Source organism: Pseudomonas sp. NIBRBAC000502773 (assembly GCF_006517195.1).
Lineage (GTDB): Bacteria > Pseudomonadota > Gammaproteobacteria > Pseudomonadales > Pseudomonadaceae > Aquipseudomonas > Aquipseudomonas marginalis.
In genome coordinates, this window is the sequence record NZ_CP041189.1 from 5,126,431 (window position 1) to 5,141,400 (window position 14,970).

General features: G+C 58.2%; 13 protein-coding genes and 1 pseudogene. 11 read left to right on the forward strand and 3 right to left on the reverse strand.

The features are described from left to right. Nucleotides 1-8 precede the first annotated feature (8 nt). The 6 genes from NIBR502773_RS23745 (at nucleotide 9) to NIBR502773_RS23770 (ending at nucleotide 6,771) form a co-directional block, all read left to right on the forward strand. Nucleotides 9-1,019, forward strand: coding sequence for a polysaccharide biosynthesis protein (locus tag NIBR502773_RS23745; RefSeq protein WP_141157090.1), 1,011 nt, complete (start codon nucleotides 9-11; stop codon nucleotides 1,017-1,019). Beyond that, complete coding sequence (gene wecB, locus NIBR502773_RS23750) at nucleotides 1,012-2,139, forward strand: non-hydrolyzing UDP-N-acetylglucosamine 2-epimerase (protein ID WP_141157091.1); 1,128 nt, start codon at nucleotides 1,012-1,014, stop codon at nucleotides 2,137-2,139. Before NIBR502773_RS23745 ends, wecB begins: the two co-directional genes overlap by 8 nt. A 7-nt stretch (nucleotides 2,140-2,146) precedes the next feature. Continuing rightward, nucleotides 2,147-3,103, forward strand: coding sequence for an SDR family oxidoreductase (locus NIBR502773_RS23755; protein ID WP_141157092.1), 957 nt, complete (start codon nucleotides 2,147-2,149; stop codon nucleotides 3,101-3,103). Between the two features lie 56 nt (nucleotides 3,104-3,159). After that, nucleotides 3,160-5,151 (forward strand): nucleoside-diphosphate sugar epimerase/dehydratase, encoded by a 1,992-nt coding sequence (locus tag NIBR502773_RS23760; RefSeq protein ID WP_141157093.1) that lies wholly within the window; start codon nucleotides 3,160-3,162, stop codon nucleotides 5,149-5,151. A 94-nt stretch (nucleotides 5,152-5,245) separates the two neighbouring features. Beyond that, entirely contained in the window at nucleotides 5,246-6,268 is a 1,023-nt protein-coding gene (locus NIBR502773_RS23765; protein WP_141157094.1) for a glycosyltransferase family 4 protein, read from the forward strand. Between the two features lie 170 nt (nucleotides 6,269-6,438). After that, nucleotides 6,439-6,771, forward strand: coding sequence for a helix-hairpin-helix domain-containing protein (locus NIBR502773_RS23770; protein ID WP_141157095.1), 333 nt, complete (start codon nucleotides 6,439-6,441; stop codon nucleotides 6,769-6,771). A gap of 17 nt (nucleotides 6,772-6,788) precedes the next feature. Here NIBR502773_RS23770 and NIBR502773_RS23775 read toward each other — a convergent pair whose 3' ends face one another. Beyond that, entirely contained in the window at nucleotides 6,789-7,367 is a 579-nt protein-coding gene (locus NIBR502773_RS23775; protein ID WP_141157096.1) for a TetR/AcrR family transcriptional regulator, read from the reverse strand. Nucleotides 7,368-7,499: 132 nt separating this feature from the next. Between NIBR502773_RS23775 and NIBR502773_RS23780 the strand changes: the two genes are divergently transcribed. Together NIBR502773_RS23780 and NIBR502773_RS23785 are read left to right on the forward strand one after the other, a co-directional pair. Beyond that, nucleotides 7,500-8,144: a GntR family transcriptional regulator gene (locus tag NIBR502773_RS23780; protein ID WP_141157097.1), complete on the forward strand. Its 645-nt coding sequence runs from the start codon at nucleotides 7,500-7,502 to the stop codon at nucleotides 8,142-8,144. Between the two features lie 15 nt (nucleotides 8,145-8,159). Further along, nucleotides 8,160-9,007 (forward strand): annotated as a pseudogene (locus tag NIBR502773_RS23785) (urea carboxylase-associated family protein). Between the two features lie 6 nt (nucleotides 9,008-9,013). Here NIBR502773_RS23785 and NIBR502773_RS23790 read toward each other — a convergent pair. Next, complete coding sequence (locus NIBR502773_RS23790; protein WP_003172675.1) at nucleotides 9,014-9,181, reverse strand: DUF2897 family protein; 168 nt, start codon at nucleotides 9,179-9,181, stop codon at nucleotides 9,014-9,016. A gap of 110 nt (nucleotides 9,182-9,291) precedes the next feature. Next, a complete protein-coding gene (eat, locus tag NIBR502773_RS23795; protein ID WP_027604147.1) occupies nucleotides 9,292-10,656 on the reverse strand; it encodes an ethanolamine permease in 1,365 nt (454 codons plus the stop codon). A gap of 414 nt (nucleotides 10,657-11,070) precedes the next feature. Between eat and kdpF the strand changes: the two genes are divergently transcribed. From kdpF to kdpB, 3 genes are read left to right on the forward strand one after another with little or no spacing between them, the layout of a single operon-like run. Next, nucleotides 11,071-11,160 carry a K(+)-transporting ATPase subunit F gene (gene kdpF / locus NIBR502773_RS23800; protein WP_003218754.1) on the forward strand — a complete coding sequence of 30 codons (90 nt, stop codon included), beginning with the start codon at nucleotides 11,071-11,073 and terminating at the stop codon, nucleotides 11,158-11,160. Between the two features lie 9 nt (nucleotides 11,161-11,169). After that, nucleotides 11,170-12,864 (forward strand): potassium-transporting ATPase subunit KdpA, encoded by a 1,695-nt coding sequence (gene kdpA / locus NIBR502773_RS23805; RefSeq protein WP_141157098.1) that lies wholly within the window; start codon nucleotides 11,170-11,172, stop codon nucleotides 12,862-12,864. A 9-nt stretch (nucleotides 12,865-12,873) separates the two neighbouring features. Beyond that, nucleotides 12,874-14,937, forward strand: a complete 2,064-nt coding sequence (gene kdpB, locus NIBR502773_RS23810; RefSeq protein WP_141157099.1) for a potassium-transporting ATPase subunit KdpB — start codon at nucleotides 12,874-12,876, stop codon at nucleotides 14,935-14,937. Nucleotides 14,938-14,970: the final 33 nt, after the last annotated feature.

Sequence of the window (14,970 nt, forward strand, 5' to 3'; positions counted from 1 at the left end):
AGGTTTACATGTTCGACGACAAGGTATTGATGATCACCGGTGGCACCGGTTCCTTCGGCCATACGGTCCTCAAGCGTTTTCTCAATACCGCTGTGCGCGAGATTCGCATCTTCAGTCGTGATGAGAAAAAGCAGGAAGACATGCGTATCGCCTTGGCCAACGACAAGGTCAAGTTCTACATCGGTGATGTGCGTGACTACGACAGTCTTTCCCAGGCAATGGTCGGTGTCGATTACATCTTCCATGCCGCTGCGCTGAAGCAGGTACCCTCCTGCGAGTTCTATCCTATGGAAGCGGTGCGCACTAACGTACTGGGCACCGAAAACGTGCTGAATGCCGCTATTGCGACGGGCGTGCAGCGAGTCGTTGTATTAAGCACCGACAAGGCTGTTTATCCGATCAATGCGATGGGCATTTCCAAGGCGATGGCCGAGAAGTTAATGGTTGCCAAGTCGCGCATGATTCCGGTCAAGGGGCCGGTTATTTGTGCAACACGTTATGGCAACGTCATGGCTTCGCGTGGCTCGGTCATTCCCTTGTTTGTCGATCAACTGCGCAAAGGTGAAGTGCTCACCGTTACTGACCCTGAAATGACACGTTTCCTGATGTCACTTGAAGACTCGGTCGACCTGGTCCTGCACGCTTTCGAGCACGGCCAGCAGGGCGATTTGTTCGTCCAGAAAGCCCCGGCCTCCACTGTCGGTGACCTGGCTGAGGCGCTGAAGCAGCTGTTCGCCAAGAGCAATGCTGTCAAGGTGATCGGTACTCGCCACGGCGAGAAACTCTATGAGTCCCTGGTGTCTAGGGAGGAAATGGCCAAGGCCGAGGATATGGGCCGTTATTACCGTATTCCAGCAGATAACCGTGACTTGAATTACAAAAAGTACTTCGTTGAGGGTGAGCAGCTTATCTCCGATCTGGATGATTACACTTCCCACAATACAGAGCGTCTGGATGTACCTGGTATCAAGGCATTGCTACTCAAGCTTGATTACATCAAGGAGCAACTCGATGCTTAAGGTCATGACACTCGTCGGCACGCGTCCCGAGCTGATCAAAATGAGCCGGGTCATCGCCGAACTGGATCGTCAGGTCAATCATGTCCTGGTGCACTCGGGTCAGAACTACGATTACGAACTCAATCAGGTGTTCTTCGACGATCTGGAAATTCGCAAGCCTGACCACTTCCTCGGTGCGGCCGGCGATACCGCCGCGAAAACCATCGCCGAAGTCATTGCCAAGTCCGATGAACTCTTCGAGTTGGAACAGCCTGACGCGTTGCTGCTGTACGGCGACACCAATACATGTCTTGCAGTGATCGCTGCCAAACGTCGCAAAATTCCGGTATTCCATATGGAGGCCGGAAACCGCTGCTTCGATCAGCGGGTGCCTGAGGAACTTAACCGCAAAGTACTGGACCACCTCAGTGACATCAACATGGTCTTGACCGAGCATGCTCGTCGTTATCTGATCGCCGAGGGCATTCGTCCAGAAACGATCATCAAGACAGGCTCGCACATGCAGGAAGTTCTTGAGTATTACATGCCCAAGATCGAGCAGTCCGATGTGTTGGCGCGCAGTGGTCTGGAGCAGGATAAGTTCTTCATTGTCAGCGCCCACCGCGAGGAGAACGTCGACACGCCGGATAACCTGCGTGATTTGCTGAATACGCTGCGCTCCCTGGCGGACCACTATGGTTTCCCTCTGATCGTCTCGACGCACCCTCGTACGCGCAAGCGTCTTGAAGCGTTGGGCGAGTCTCTTGACCATCCGCTGATCCGCTTCGTCAAACCGTTCGGCCTGTTGGATTACATCAAGCTGCAGATGTCAGCGTTTTGCGTGCTGTCCGACAGCGGCACCATTACCGAAGAGGCTTCGCTGTTGAGCCTGCCGGCGGTGACCTTGCGCAACGCCCACGAGCGCCCCGAAGGTATGGACGAGGGGACATTGATCATGAGCGGCCTCAAGCGCGAGTCCGTAATGGATGCGGTTCGAGTGGTAACCAGTCAGCACGCGCGCGAGCAGCGCAAGGTGCCAGTGGTTGCGGATTATCAAGGTGGTCCGGTTTCATTGCAGGTGGTTCGTGTTGTGCTGAGTTACACCGATTACATCAATCGTACGGTGTGGAAAAAGGCTTGAGATCGTTATGACACGTGTTCTTCTGACCGGAGCCAGTGGCTTTGTCGGGGCTGCGGTTCAGGCTCGTCTGCTGGATGATCCCGGGTACGCGGTGCGTTCGGTCTATCGGCGGCTGCCGTTATCGCCATTCGCGGGTCTGGAAGTCTGCCAGGTCCAGGGACTTGAACCGCATAACGACTGGCAGCCGGCCCTTGAAGGGGTCGACGTGATCATCCACTGTGCCGCTCGAGTCCATGTCATGGACGAGCGTGAAGCCGATCCCTTGGAGGCCTTCCGGCACGTGAATGTGCGGGGGACATTACGCTTGGCAGAACAAGCGGCGGAGTCCGGTGTTCGCCGTTTCATCTATCTGAGCTCAATCAAGGTAAACGGTGAGGGGACTGTGCCGGGCCACCCTTTCTCTGCGGATGACCTGCCCGCTCCAGCAGATCCATATGGCATCTCCAAGTTGGAAGCGGAACAAGCATTGCTGAAGCTCGCAGCTGAAATGCAGATGGAAGTCGTGATTATTCGTCCGGTGCTGGTGTACGGCCCAGGGGTGAAAGCCAACTTTCGTAGCATGATGGCTTGGCTCAATCGTGGCGCGCCTTTGCCGCTGGGTACGATTACCAACAAACGAAGTCTGGTGGCATTGGACAATCTGGTCGACCTGATAGTGACCTGCATACACCATCCTTGCGCTGCGAATCAGGTGTTTCTGGTGAGCGACGATGAAGACCTGTCTACGAGTGAACTGCTACGGCGGATGGCGCGGGCACTGGGTCAGCCGGCACGTCTGTTGCCATTGCCCATGTGGCTGTTGAGCGTCTTTGCGCAAATACTTGGAAAAAAAGCAGTATCTCAACGTTTGTGTGAGTCGCTTCAGGTCGACATCAAAAAAACCAAGACACTACTTGAGTGGACTCCTGTGATCAGCGTCGACGGGGCTCTTGAAAAAACGGCAAAAGACTTTCTGGAGCATTGAGCGTGGAAGGGAAGGGCGGTGGGCAATTCGAAAGTCGAGCGCAGGAAGCTCGGACAATGCGTGAGCGTTTATTAAATTTGCCGCGTAGCTACAAGCGTATCTTGCAGTTGATGGTCGATGTGGTGTTGGTCTGGTTGGCATTGTGGCTCTCTTTTGTCGTGAGACTGGGGATTGAGCAACCGATCAACCCGTTTGGTGATTACGCATGGTTATTCATCGCTGCACCGATTATTTCTGTGCCTATTTTTATCCGATTTGGCCTTTACCGAGCGGTGATGCGTTATTTCGGTAATGAAGCGTTGGTCAGTATCTTCAAAGCCGTGGCGTTGTCGGCGCTGGTGTTAACGGTTTACGTCTATTTGTACCGCCCTAACGTATTGGTCCCACGTTCGTTGATCATCAACTTCTGGTGGCTGAGTCTGCTGATGATCGGCGGGTTACGGTTGTTCATGCGTCAGTATTTCCTTGGTGACTGGTTCCTCGCCGGTCAGCATGTGCCGTTTCTACGCCAGGACGATGACGCCACCAAGGTCGCTGTTTATGGCGGGGGCGCGGCAGGTAATCAGTTGGTCGCGGCGCTGCGGTCGGACAAATCGATGCGGCCGGTTGCTATCATTGACGACGACGCAAGTATTGCGCGCCGGGTCATCGCCGGCCTCAAGGTTTACCCTTCTTCTGATATTGAGCAGATGATCGCGGAGACTGGCGCAACCGAAGTTCTGCTGGCCATCCCTTCTGCCTCGCGTGCTCGACGCCGTGAGATGTTGGCTGCACTTGAGTGTTATCCCGTCCACGTGCGCACGATTCCGGGGTTCATGGACCTGGCCAATGGTCGTGTCAGTGTCAGTGATCTGCAGGAAGTTGATATTGTCGATCTGCTCGGTCGCGATCCCGTTGCGGCGCAGCAGGCTCTATTCGAGCGCTGCATCCGTGATCATGTTGTCCTTGTGACGGGGGCCGGCGGCTCCATTGGCTCGGAATTATGCAGGCAGATCCTCACCAGTCAGCCGACGGTGCTGATCCTGTTCGAACACAGCGAATTCAATCTCTACAGCATCCAGACCGAACTGGAGAAGCTGATCCAGGATGAAGGGTTGGACTTGGAGCTGGTGCCGATCCTGGGTTCGATTCGCAACAGTGAGCGTCTGCTGGATGTGATGCGTACCTGGAAGGTTAATACGGTTTATCACGCAGCAGCCTATAAGCACGTGCCCATCGTCGAACATAACGTTGCTGAGGGGGTGTTGAATAACGTCCTGGGGACGTTGCTCACCGCCCAGGCTGCCGTGAAAGCAGGTGTGGAGCACTTTGTACTGATCTCCACCGACAAGGCGGTGCGACCTACCAACATCATGGGGTGTACCAAACGACTGGCTGAGATGACTTTGCAGGCGTTGAGTCGAGAGCCCCAGCCGTTGCTGTTCGGTGAGCCTGATATGCAACCGTGCACCAACAAGACACGTTTCACCATGGTGCGCTTCGGCAATGTATTGGGCTCGTCTGGCTCAGTCATTCCGTTGTTTCGGGAACAAATAAAGAATGGTGGCCCTATTACGGTGACCCATCCGAACATGACCCGCTATTTCATGACCATCCCTGAAGCTGCACAACTGGTCATTCAAGCTGGCTCCATGGGGCAGGGCGGCGATGTGTTTGTGCTCGATATGGGGCAGCCGGTGAAAATTGCCGATTTGGCCGAAAAGATGGTGCACCTGTCGGGTCTGTCCTTGCGCACTCACGAGAGGCCCAGCGGGGACATCGCGATTGAGTTCACCGGGCTGCGTCGTGGTGAAAAGCTCTATGAAGAATTGCTGATTGGGGACAACGTATCGCCGACCGAGCACTCGATGATCATGCGTGCCGACGAGGAGCACCTGCCATGGGAACCATTCAAACTGGCCATTTCGGCATTACTGGATGCGGTCAACGCGGATGATTATGTCCAACTGCGCAAATTGCTCGGCGCTACGGTGAGTGGCTACGTTCCCGAGTGCCAGATTGTCGATCTGATTCACAGACGCCGTCAGGAAAATGCTGACGGCTTTTGAACGACACAGTAATTGAATTGCCATTTTCTGGGGCCTGTATCAGGCCGAGATATCAGTACCAATAAGAATTTTTGTTTTTGGAGTTGTTCGGATAATGAACTATTGGTGGCTGATTCCGGCATTGACCGGACTTTCCTTTTTTCTGACTGCTGCCCTGCGTCGTTATGCGTTGTCGCGAAAGATGCTCGATATTCCCAATGGTCGCAGCTCGCACTCCATCCCTACGCCTCGCGGTGGGGGCGTTGCTATTGTATTGAGCTATATCGTGGCGTTGGTCGGCATGTACGCCGGAGGGCTAATTCCCTCTACGGTGTTTTACGCATTAACCGGAGCAGGGGTGTTGACTGCCGTTGTGGGTTTCTTGGATGACCATGGGCATATAGCCGCACGCTGGCGATTGTTGGCGCACTTCGCGTCGGCGATATGGGCAGTGGTGTGGTTCGGAGGGGTGCCAGCCATAAGTCTGTACGGCTTTAACATTGATATCCGTTGGGTTGGGTACGTTTTCGCTGTCGTTTATTTAGTGTGGATGCTTAACCTTTATAATTTTATGGATGGCATTGATGGTATCGCCGGCGTGGAAGCGATGACAGTTTGCCTGTGTGGTTGTCTCTTATACTGGGTCAACGGCACGCCAGCGCAAGGTTGGTCATTAGTTGCCTTGGCGAGTTGTGTCGCAGGTTTTTTACTTTGGAATTTTCCGCCAGCCAAAATATTCATGGGCGATGCCGGAAGTGGATTTCTTGGCATGGCATTAGGCGTTCTATCACTCCAGGCGGCTTGGATCTCGCCCACGTTTTTTTGGGCCTGGCTGATACTCCTGGGCGTGTTCATTGTCGATGCCACGTTCACGTTGTTACGCCGTTTGGTACGAGGAGATAAGGTCTACGAAGCCCACCGTAGCCATGCATACCAGTTCGCATCACGCCGATTAGGCGCACATTTGCCTGTTACCCTGGCGGTAGGAGCAATCAACATTTTGTGGCTACTGCCTGCGGCATTGTGCCTGCTGATCTACGATTTGGATGGTGCGACGGTATTGACAGTGGCTTATGTTCCACTGGTTTTACTGGCAATCAAATTTCGAGCCGGTGAGTTGGAGCGTAGCATTGCATAACGTAAGGAGGATGGAATGTTACTTGGTGTAAGTTCAATAACTTGATAGGCAGGCGACTGCTTCACATCCTGTAATGGACACGTTTTTGACAGTTGCCTGATATCACCTAAGTTTGAAAAGCAGCTTCGGAAAAGCTGCTTTTCTCTCAACGATGTCATGGAGCGTCACCAATGCAAAACACCTACCTCACCTCCCTAATCTTCGCCTTCCTCACCAGCCTCTCCGTCGCCACCAACGCAGCCCCGTCCATCAAACCCGAAGCCCAAACCCCGATCACCGCCCAGATGACCCAGGGCGAGCAATCTGCCAAGGTCAACCTGAACGCCGCCGACGCCGAAACCCTGCGCCGTGACCTCTTCGGTATCGGTGCCGCTAAAGCCAAGGCGATCATCGCCTATCGCGACAGCAATGGTCCGTTCACGGCGGTGGATGAGTTGTTGGAAGTGAAGGGGATCGGCAAGGCGTTGCTGGAGAAAAATCGCGATAGGTTGGTCATCAACTGATCTATCCAGGAGGCCGGTCATTGATCGGCCTTTTTAGTCTCCGGGTTCTGCGTTTTCAGGCGTTCGCGCACCACGGCCATGATCCTTGTTGCCAATTGAGGGTCTTCAACACTCCTGGCCAGTACCAATGCGCCCACCAGTGTCGACATCATCACCAGGCTCTCTGCATCACACCGCTCCTCTCCCAATGCTGTTTCTATTTGCTTGAGCCTTGCGTCGAGCACCTTGTCCGTTGTCGCGCTGGGTTGGCCTCTCAGTCCCAGCTCTGAAGACATCGTTGGCAACGGGCAGCCCTGGTCCGGGGAGGTCAGGTGCCATTCCGACAGGTAACTGTCGATAAACGCGCTCAACGGCTGTTCCTGGCTGAACAGCATGTCGCAATGGGCGTCCAGGTCTGCAGCCGCCGCCTGCAGGGCTGTCTCCACCAACTCGCCCTTGGATTTGAAATGCGCGTAAAAGCCGCCATGGGTCAGGTTCAAGGCTTTCATCAGGGGCTGCAGGCCGGTGGCGTCGATGCCATCGCGGCGAAAGCGCGCAGAGGCTTCCTTGATGATGCGTTGGTGGGTTTGAGCTTTGTGGTTCTGTGAATAACGCATGGGGCATGCCTCGGTTACAGGCGGGCATTTTAACCAACTTGACCTTTTTTACACACTCGTCGGCATGCAGGGCGTTGGCATGAAATGTGATTACATCTAGACGGAAGATTGTTCAACAATCGTGAGGTGGTCATGAGGCTCAGTTTGTCTTTAGCCGACCAGATTGCCCTGGAGCTGCGTGCCGACATCATTGCGGGGCGGTTATTGCCAGGCATGGCATTGGTCGAGGTGGATCTGGTCAAGGCCTACAGTGCGTCGCGCAATACGATTCGCGAAGCCTTGCACCGTCTGGGGCAGGAGGGGTTGACCCGTTATGTGCGTAACAAGGGCGTCATGGTGCGGCGGTTGGAGCGGGAGGAAGTCCGCGATCTGTTTGTAGTCCGCCGTACCCTGGAGTTGCAGGCCATCGCCGGAAGCAGCGCCCTGACGCACGAGCAATCCGAACGCCTGCAAAACGCCATTGACGCCACCACCCTGGCCCGTGAGCGCGAGGATTGGCGTGAAGTGGCCACCCACAGTTTGCTGTTCCATCAGCACATCGTCGGGTTGATGGGCAGCCCGTTGTTCGATGAGTTTTTTGCCCAGGTCATCGCCCAGTTGCGCCTGGTGTTTTGCGCCGCGCCTGATGAGCAACGTTTCCAGTCGCCCTGGCTGGAGCGTGATCGTGAGATTTATCAATGGCTGGTCAAGCACGACAAATTGGCTGCAGGGGAGGCAATGAGCCTGTACCTGGATGATTCGGAACGCCTGTCCTTGGCCCTGTTTACCCACCCCTGATCGAGGATCTGCATCATGTACAAAGACTATCCGGCCGCTTATCAGGTCAGCAAGGGTTCGGCGTTGCAGGTCGACGCGGCATTTTACGAGCGCATTCGTGACCGAAAAGATCAGCGCAGCTTGATCGAGCAGTTCGAGGTACCGATTCGCACGGGCAGGGCGTGGAAGGTGCCCGCCGGGCATGTGTTTCGTGTCACCACGCCCGTGGGCCCGCAGGTGGGGACTTCAATGTGTGGAACGCCAATGACCCCCGCGAACGTCTTTGGGCTGCACGTACCCGTCAGTTGCAAGGGGCGCATGTGAGCACTCATGACCGACTATGGTCGAATCTGCCATTTCTAAGGCCCCTGGTGACCATCACCGATGACAGCCTGGCCAGTTACGGCATCGATGAGCACGGCGGTCGTCTGCATGACTTGCTCGGTACGCGCTGCGATCCCTATGTGAACCGCATGCTCACCGGCGAGGACTTCCATCACCATTGCCACTCCAACCTGACCCGCGCGGTATTACCCCATGGTCTGACGGAATTCGACGTGCATGACGTGCTGAATATTTTCCAGTGCACGGGCCTCAATCACGACGATATGTATTTCATGAAAGCCTGCCCGGCGCAGAAGGGCGATTACCTGGAGTTCTTTGCCGAGATTGATTTGCTCTGCGCGCTGTCGACGTGCCCGGGCGGGGACTTGTCGCTGCCGATGTGGGGGCCGGATGCGCAGGATCCGCTGACGGTGTGCCGTCCGTTGGGGGTTGAGATTTATCGGTTGGAGGACGAGTTGCTGGACGGCTGGAGCCAGCCGGAGCGTGCTGCCTATAAAGGGCAGCACGGGTTGCAGATTGCCAAGGCGGATTGGGAGTAAGCGTCCCTAGCGGTCCTGCGCGTCCTTGGCATCCGCCTGGGCGTTGCGCTCGGCCACGCGTTTGCGTTGTTCGTCGGTGAGTTCCACCTTGTTGGCGCTGTCACGCAGCATCATCAGCCCTCCGACGATCGACCCGATCGCAACCACCATAATCAACCACGCATACCACGGCATAAGGCTCTCCTTGAGGCAGATTACCGTCGGAGAATTTTCCCACGGCAATAACTACTTTGAGTGACGGGCTTTCTGAGTAGTTCAGTGTAGGCCCGTTCTGCCTCGAAACCTTAGAGCCCGGTCAACATTGCGTCTGCCGGCGCATCGGCACGATCCTGTGCGGTCATCTGGAAGTAGATGAAACCCACCGCCATAAAACCGAGGAAGATCAGCCCGATCAGCGTGTTGAACCACGCCATGGCCACCAGGCACACCACGGCCAGCGCCAGCGCAATGCCGGGCACGATCGGATAACCCGGCGCGCGGAAGGTACGTTCCAGCAGCGGCTCGGTCTTACGCAGTTTGAACAGGCTGAGCATGCTCATGATGTACATCACAATGGCACCGAACACCGCCATGGTGATCATCGCCGCGGTCAATGTCATGCCACCCAGGTTGATCAGGCCATCGCTGTAGATGGCGGCGATGCCGACCACGCCACCGGCGATGATTGCCCGGTGTGGTGTCTGAAAGCGCGATAATTTGGCGAGGAAGGAGGGCAGGTAACCGGCGCGGGCCAGGGCAAAGAACTGGCGCGAGTAGCCCAGGATAATGCCGTGGAAGCTCGCCACCAGGCCGAACAGGCCGATCCAGACCAGCATGTGCAGCCAGCCGGAGTTGTCGCCCACCACGGTTTTCATCGCCTGCGGTAGTGGATCGTTGATGTTCGACAGGGTGCGCCAGTCGCCCACGCCGCCGGCGAAGAACATCACGCCCATGGCCAGGATCACCAGGGTCAGGATGCCGCTGATGTAGGCCTTTGGAATGGTGCGCTTCGGATCTTTCGCTTCCTCGGCCGCCATGGCTGCGCCTTCGATGGCCAGGAAGAACCAGATGGCAAACGGAATCGCCGCAAACATCCCGGCAATCGCCGGGGCGCCGAAGGTATCTGAACCGGCCCAGCCGTTCAGGGCAAAGTTGCTGAAGCTGAACGCGGGCGCGACCACGCCCATGAACACCAGCAGCTCGGCGACGGCGAGCACGCACACCACCAGCTCGAAGGTCGCGGCCAGTTTTACGCCGAGAATATTCAGCCCCATGAACACGATGTAGGCACCGACAGCCGCATGCTTGGGGTCCAGGGCTGGGAACTGCACATTCAGATACGCGCCGATCGCCAGGGCGATGGCAGGCGGGGCGAAGACAAATTCGATCAGTGTGGCGAGGCCTGCGATCAAGCCGCCTTTCTCCCCAAAGGCGCGACGACTGTAGGCAAACGGCCCGCCTGCGTGAGGAATGGCGGTAGTCAGCTCGGTGAAACTGAAGATAAAGCAGGTGTACATCGCGGCGACCATCAGCGAGGTCACCAGGAAGCCCAAGGTCCCGGCCACGCCCCAGCCGTAGCTCCAGCCGAAGTATTCCCCGGAAATCACCAGCCCGACGGCAATGCCCCATAAATGCAGGGTGCCCAAGGTGGGTTTGAGTTGTGTGTTCATTGTGCTGCGCTCCCTGAACGGTTTGGAATGATTCAAGGTGTTGCAGCGGCCATGCCAGCCTGAGAATCATTGTCGTAAAGCGGCGCAACTGTCGTGTGGGGGATGGTTTGGCGTTTGAAATTTGCCGGTGTCGCACCAGATAGGTGCGGCGGTCACGGTGCCGGCGCTATCGGGAGCAAGCCCCCTCCCACAGGTTGACTGGCGCTCGGCATGACAACGCGGTCAAGTGTGGGAGGGGGGCTTGCCCCCGATAGCGCCCGCCCAGACGCTGGAAACCCCCAGTGTAAACCCCGCATAAACCCACTCTTTACGCCATCTTTACGCCCCGCCCAGCCCGTCGCTCTCGTTCCTTTACGCCACTCCTGCGGACAATTGTCCCACACGCGGCACTCGCCGCTAAACGGAGAGACTTCCATGAGCGTTCTGGACGGGGTGTCACTGCTATTGGCCGTGGCGCTGTTCATTTATCTGCTGGTTGCGCTGTTACGCGCGGATCGGAACTAGGAGCTGGCCATGCACAGTTATGACTATTGGCTGATCATTGCCTTCTTTGCCGTGGTACTGGTGCCGGCACCGTTCCTGGGGCGGTTCTACTACAAGGTGATGGAAGGCCAGCGCACCTGGCTGAGCCCGGTGCTGGGGCCTGTCGAAAAAGCCTGTTATCGCCTGTCGGGGGTGGATGAACATCAGGAACAAAGCTGGCAGAAATACATGCTGGCCTTGCTCGCGTTCAACCTCGCGGGCTTTTTGCTGTTGTTCGCGATCCTGCTGTTCCAGGACTATCTCCCACTGAACCCGCAGAAATTGCCGGGCCAGGAATGGACCCTGGCCTTCAATACTGCGGTCAGTTTCATGACCAACACCAACTGGCAGTCCTACAGCGGTGAGGCGTCCCTGAGCTATCTCAGCCAGATGGCTGGCCTGACCGTGCAGAACTTCGTCAGTGCGGCCACCGGCCTGGCCGTCCTGGTCGCGCTGTGCCGTGGGATCGGGCGCAAATCCGCCAGGACCCTGGGTAACTTCTGGGTCGACATGACCCGCGCCACGCTCTACGGCCTGCTGCCGTTGTGCCTGGTGCTGGCGCTGTTCCTGGTATGGCAGGGCGTACCGCAAACCTTCGCGCACTATGTGGATGCCGTGACCCTGCAAGGCGTGGATCAAGTGGTCCCCCTGGGCCCGGCAGCCAGCCAGATTGCGATCAAGCAACTGGGCACCAACGGCGGCGGCTTCTTCGGCGTCAACTCGGCGCACCCGTTTGAAGACCCCACCGCCTGGGCCAACCTGTTCGAAGTGGCTTCGATCATCCTGATCCCGGTGGCGTTGGTATTCACCTTCGGCCACTACGTGAAAGACCTGCGTCAGAGCCGCGCGATCCTCGGCTGCATGCTAGCGCTGTTCCTGATCGGCGGCGCCACTTCCCTGTGGTCCGAATACCAGCCCAACCCGACCTTGAACAACCCGGCCGTCGAGCAGACCGCACCGCTGGAAGGCAAGGAAGCGCGCTTCGGCACCACCGGCACGGTGTTGTGGTCGGTGACCACCACCGCGGCGTCCAACGGTTCGGTCAACGGCATGCAAGACAGCCTCAACCCCCTCAGTGGGATGGTGGCGCTGGTCAACATGATGGTCGGCGAAGTGATCTTCGGCGGCGTCGGCGCCGGTATGTACGGCATGTTGCTCAACGTGTTGATCGCGGTGTTCCTGGCCGGCCTGATGATCGGCCGCACCCCGGAATACCTGGGCAAGAAACTCCAGGCCAAGGAAGTGCAGCTGCTGGTCGTGACCCTGCTGGTGATGCCTGTGGGCGTGCTGGTACTGGGTGCCATCGCCGCGAGCCTGCCCGGACCTGCCGGCGCGATCAGTAACCCTGGCCCTCACGGTTTCAGCCAGTTGCTGTACGCCTACACCTCGGCCAGCGCCAACAACGGCTCGGCGTTCGGTGGTTTCAGTGCCAACACGCCGTTCCACAACCTGATGCTGGGCCTGGGCATGTTGATCGGCCGCTTCGGCTACATCCTCCCGGTACTGGCCCTGGCCGGCAGCCTGGCGATGAAGAAGACCGCACCGATTGGCCAGAACAGCTTCCCGACCCATGGTCCGCTGTTCGTGACCCTGTTGACCGTGACTATTTTGCTGGTGGGCGGCCTGACTTTCCTGCCGACGCTGGCGCTGGGGCCCATCGCTGAACACTTGAGCATGGGCTTCTAAAAAGGGGATATGAACATGAATATGCCTGCAAAAAACGCGGCCCCGGTCAAAACCCAGGAACCCGCCAAAACCGCCGTCTCTGCCCTGTGGCGCCCGGCGCTGGTCCAGGCGTTCGTCAAGCTGGACCCGCGCCAGCTGCAACGCTCGCCGGTGATGCTGGTGGTCGAGCTGACCGCCATCCTCACCACCGTGCTGTGCTTTGTCCCCGACACCGCCGTACCGACGTATGTGGCCGTGCAAATCGCCGTGTGGCTGTGGTTCACCGTGCTGTTCGCCAACTTCGCCGAAGCCTTGGCCGAAGGACGCGGCAAGGCCCGTGCCGACAGCCTCAAGGCCGGCAGCGAAGGCCTGAGCGCACGGCGTAAGGAAGCCGATGGCAGCTTCAAGGTCGTGCCGGCCACCAGTCTGCGAAAAGGTGATGTGGTGCGTGTGGCCGCCGGGGAAATGATCCCCGGCGACGGCGAGGTCATCGAAGGCATCGCAGCGGTCAACGAAGCGGCGATCACCGGTGAATCCGCACCGGTGATCCGCGAGTCCGGCGGCGACCGCTCGGCCGTCACCGGCAATACGCGGCTGGTCTCGGACTGGCTGCTGATCCGCATCACCGCCAACCCCGGCGAATCCACCCTGGACCGCATGATCGCCCTGGTCGAAGGCGCCAAACGCCAGAAAACTCCCAACGAAGTCGCGCTGGATATCCTGCTGATCGGCCTGACCCTGATCTTCCTGCTGGTGGTCGTGACCTTGCAGCCCTTCGCCCACTTCGCCAACGGCAGCTTGCCCCTGGTGTTTTTGGTCGCACTGCTGGTGACGCTGATTCCTACCACCATCGGCGGCTTGTTGTCGGCCATCGGTATTGCCGGCATGGACCGCCTGGTGCGCCTCAATGTGATCGCCAAGTCCGGCCGTGCCGTGGAAGCGGCCGGTGACGTGCACGTGTTGCTGCTGGACAAGACCGGCACCATCACCTTCGGTAACCGTCGGTGCGCGGCGGTGGTTGCGGCGCCTGGCGTCAGCGGCAAGGAAGTGGCCGAAGGTGCGTTGTTTGCCTCTTTGGCCGATGACACGGCAGAAGGCAAATCCATTGTCGAATACCTGCGGGCTCTGCACCCGCAGGCCGAGCCATCCCTGGATGAGCTGACCGCGGTACCGTTCAGCGCCGAGACCCGCTTGTCCGGTGTCGACTACCAGGGTCGCGTGTTCCGCAAAGGCGCAGTGGATTCGTTGCTGGCATTTATCGGCCAGCCACGCAGCGACCTGCAACCGGCATTGGCGCGGGAAATCGACAAGATCGCCCAGAGCGGCGGCACGCCCTTGCTGGTGTGTGCCGACGGCAAATTGCTCGGTGCGATCCACCTCAAGGACGTGGTCAAGCCCGGTATCCGCGAACGTTTCGCCGAGCTGCGCAAGCTGGGCATTCGTACGGTGATGGTCACCGGTGACAACCCGCTGACGGCCGCTGCGATTGCTGCCGAAGCCGGTGTGGATGACGTGCTGGCCGAAGCGACCCCGGAGAAAAAACTCGCGCGCATCCGTCACGAGCAAAACGACGGCCGCCTGGTGGCGATGTGCGGCGACGGTGCCAACGACGCCCCGGCACTGGCCCAGGCGGACGTCGGCATGGCGATGAACGACGGCACCCAGGCCGCCCGCGAGGCCGCCAATATGGTCGACCTCGACAGCGACCCCACCAAGCTGCTGGACGTGGTGCAGATCGGCAAGGAGTTGCTGGTGACTCGCGGCGCGTTGACCACCTTTTCCATCGCCAATGATGTGGCCAAGTACTTCGCGATCCTGCCGGCGTTGTTCGCCTCGATCTACCCGCAGTTGGGCGTGCTCAACGTGATGCACTTGCAGAGCCCCCAGAGCGCGATTCTCTCGGCCATCGTGTTCAACGCGCTGATCATCGTGGTGCTGATTCCCCTGGCGCTGCGCGGTGTGCGTGTGCAGGCCGCGAGTGCGGCGGCGTTGCTGCGGCGCAACCTGCTGATCTATGGCCTGGGCGGGTTGCTGGTGCCGTTCGTGGGCATCAAGGCGATCGACATGCTGCTGACCGCGCTGCACCTGGTGTGACCCGATGCCTGTGGGCACCACCCCGGTGCCCAC

What these genes read in the sequence shown, in the direction of transcription:
- NIBR502773_RS23775 (WP_141157096.1), bottom strand. Translation starts at nt 7,367, where the DNA reads ATGCGTTATTCACAGAACCACAAAGCTCAAACCCACCAACGCATCATC.
- NIBR502773_RS23755 (WP_141157092.1), top strand. Translation starts at nt 2,147, where the DNA reads ATGACACGTGTTCTTCTGACCGGAGCCAGTGGCTTTGTCGGGGCTGCG.
- NIBR502773_RS23780 (WP_141157097.1), top strand. Translation starts at nt 7,500, where the DNA reads ATGAGGCTCAGTTTGTCTTTAGCCGACCAGATTGCCCTGGAGCTGCGT.
- NIBR502773_RS23790 (WP_003172675.1), bottom strand. Translation starts at nt 9,181, where the DNA reads ATGCCGTGGTATGCGTGGTTGATTATGGTGGTTGCGATCGGGTCGATC.
- NIBR502773_RS23765 (WP_141157094.1), top strand. Translation starts at nt 5,246, where the DNA reads ATGAACTATTGGTGGCTGATTCCGGCATTGACCGGACTTTCCTTTTTT.
- kdpB (WP_141157099.1), top strand. Translation starts at nt 12,874, where the DNA reads ATGAACATGAATATGCCTGCAAAAAACGCGGCCCCGGTCAAAACCCAG.
- kdpA (WP_141157098.1), top strand. Translation starts at nt 11,170, where the DNA reads ATGCACAGTTATGACTATTGGCTGATCATTGCCTTCTTTGCCGTGGTA.
- eat (WP_027604147.1), bottom strand. Translation starts at nt 10,656, where the DNA reads ATGAACACACAACTCAAACCCACCTTGGGCACCCTGCATTTATGGGGC.
- NIBR502773_RS23770 (WP_141157095.1), top strand. Translation starts at nt 6,439, where the DNA reads ATGCAAAACACCTACCTCACCTCCCTAATCTTCGCCTTCCTCACCAGC.
- wecB (WP_141157091.1), top strand. Translation starts at nt 1,012, where the DNA reads ATGCTTAAGGTCATGACACTCGTCGGCACGCGTCCCGAGCTGATCAAA.
- kdpF (WP_003218754.1), top strand. Translation starts at nt 11,071, where the DNA reads ATGAGCGTTCTGGACGGGGTGTCACTGCTATTGGCCGTGGCGCTGTTC.
- NIBR502773_RS23745 (WP_141157090.1), top strand. Translation starts at nt 9, where the DNA reads ATGTTCGACGACAAGGTATTGATGATCACCGGTGGCACCGGTTCCTTC.
- NIBR502773_RS23760 (WP_141157093.1), top strand. Translation starts at nt 3,160, where the DNA reads ATGCGTGAGCGTTTATTAAATTTGCCGCGTAGCTACAAGCGTATCTTG.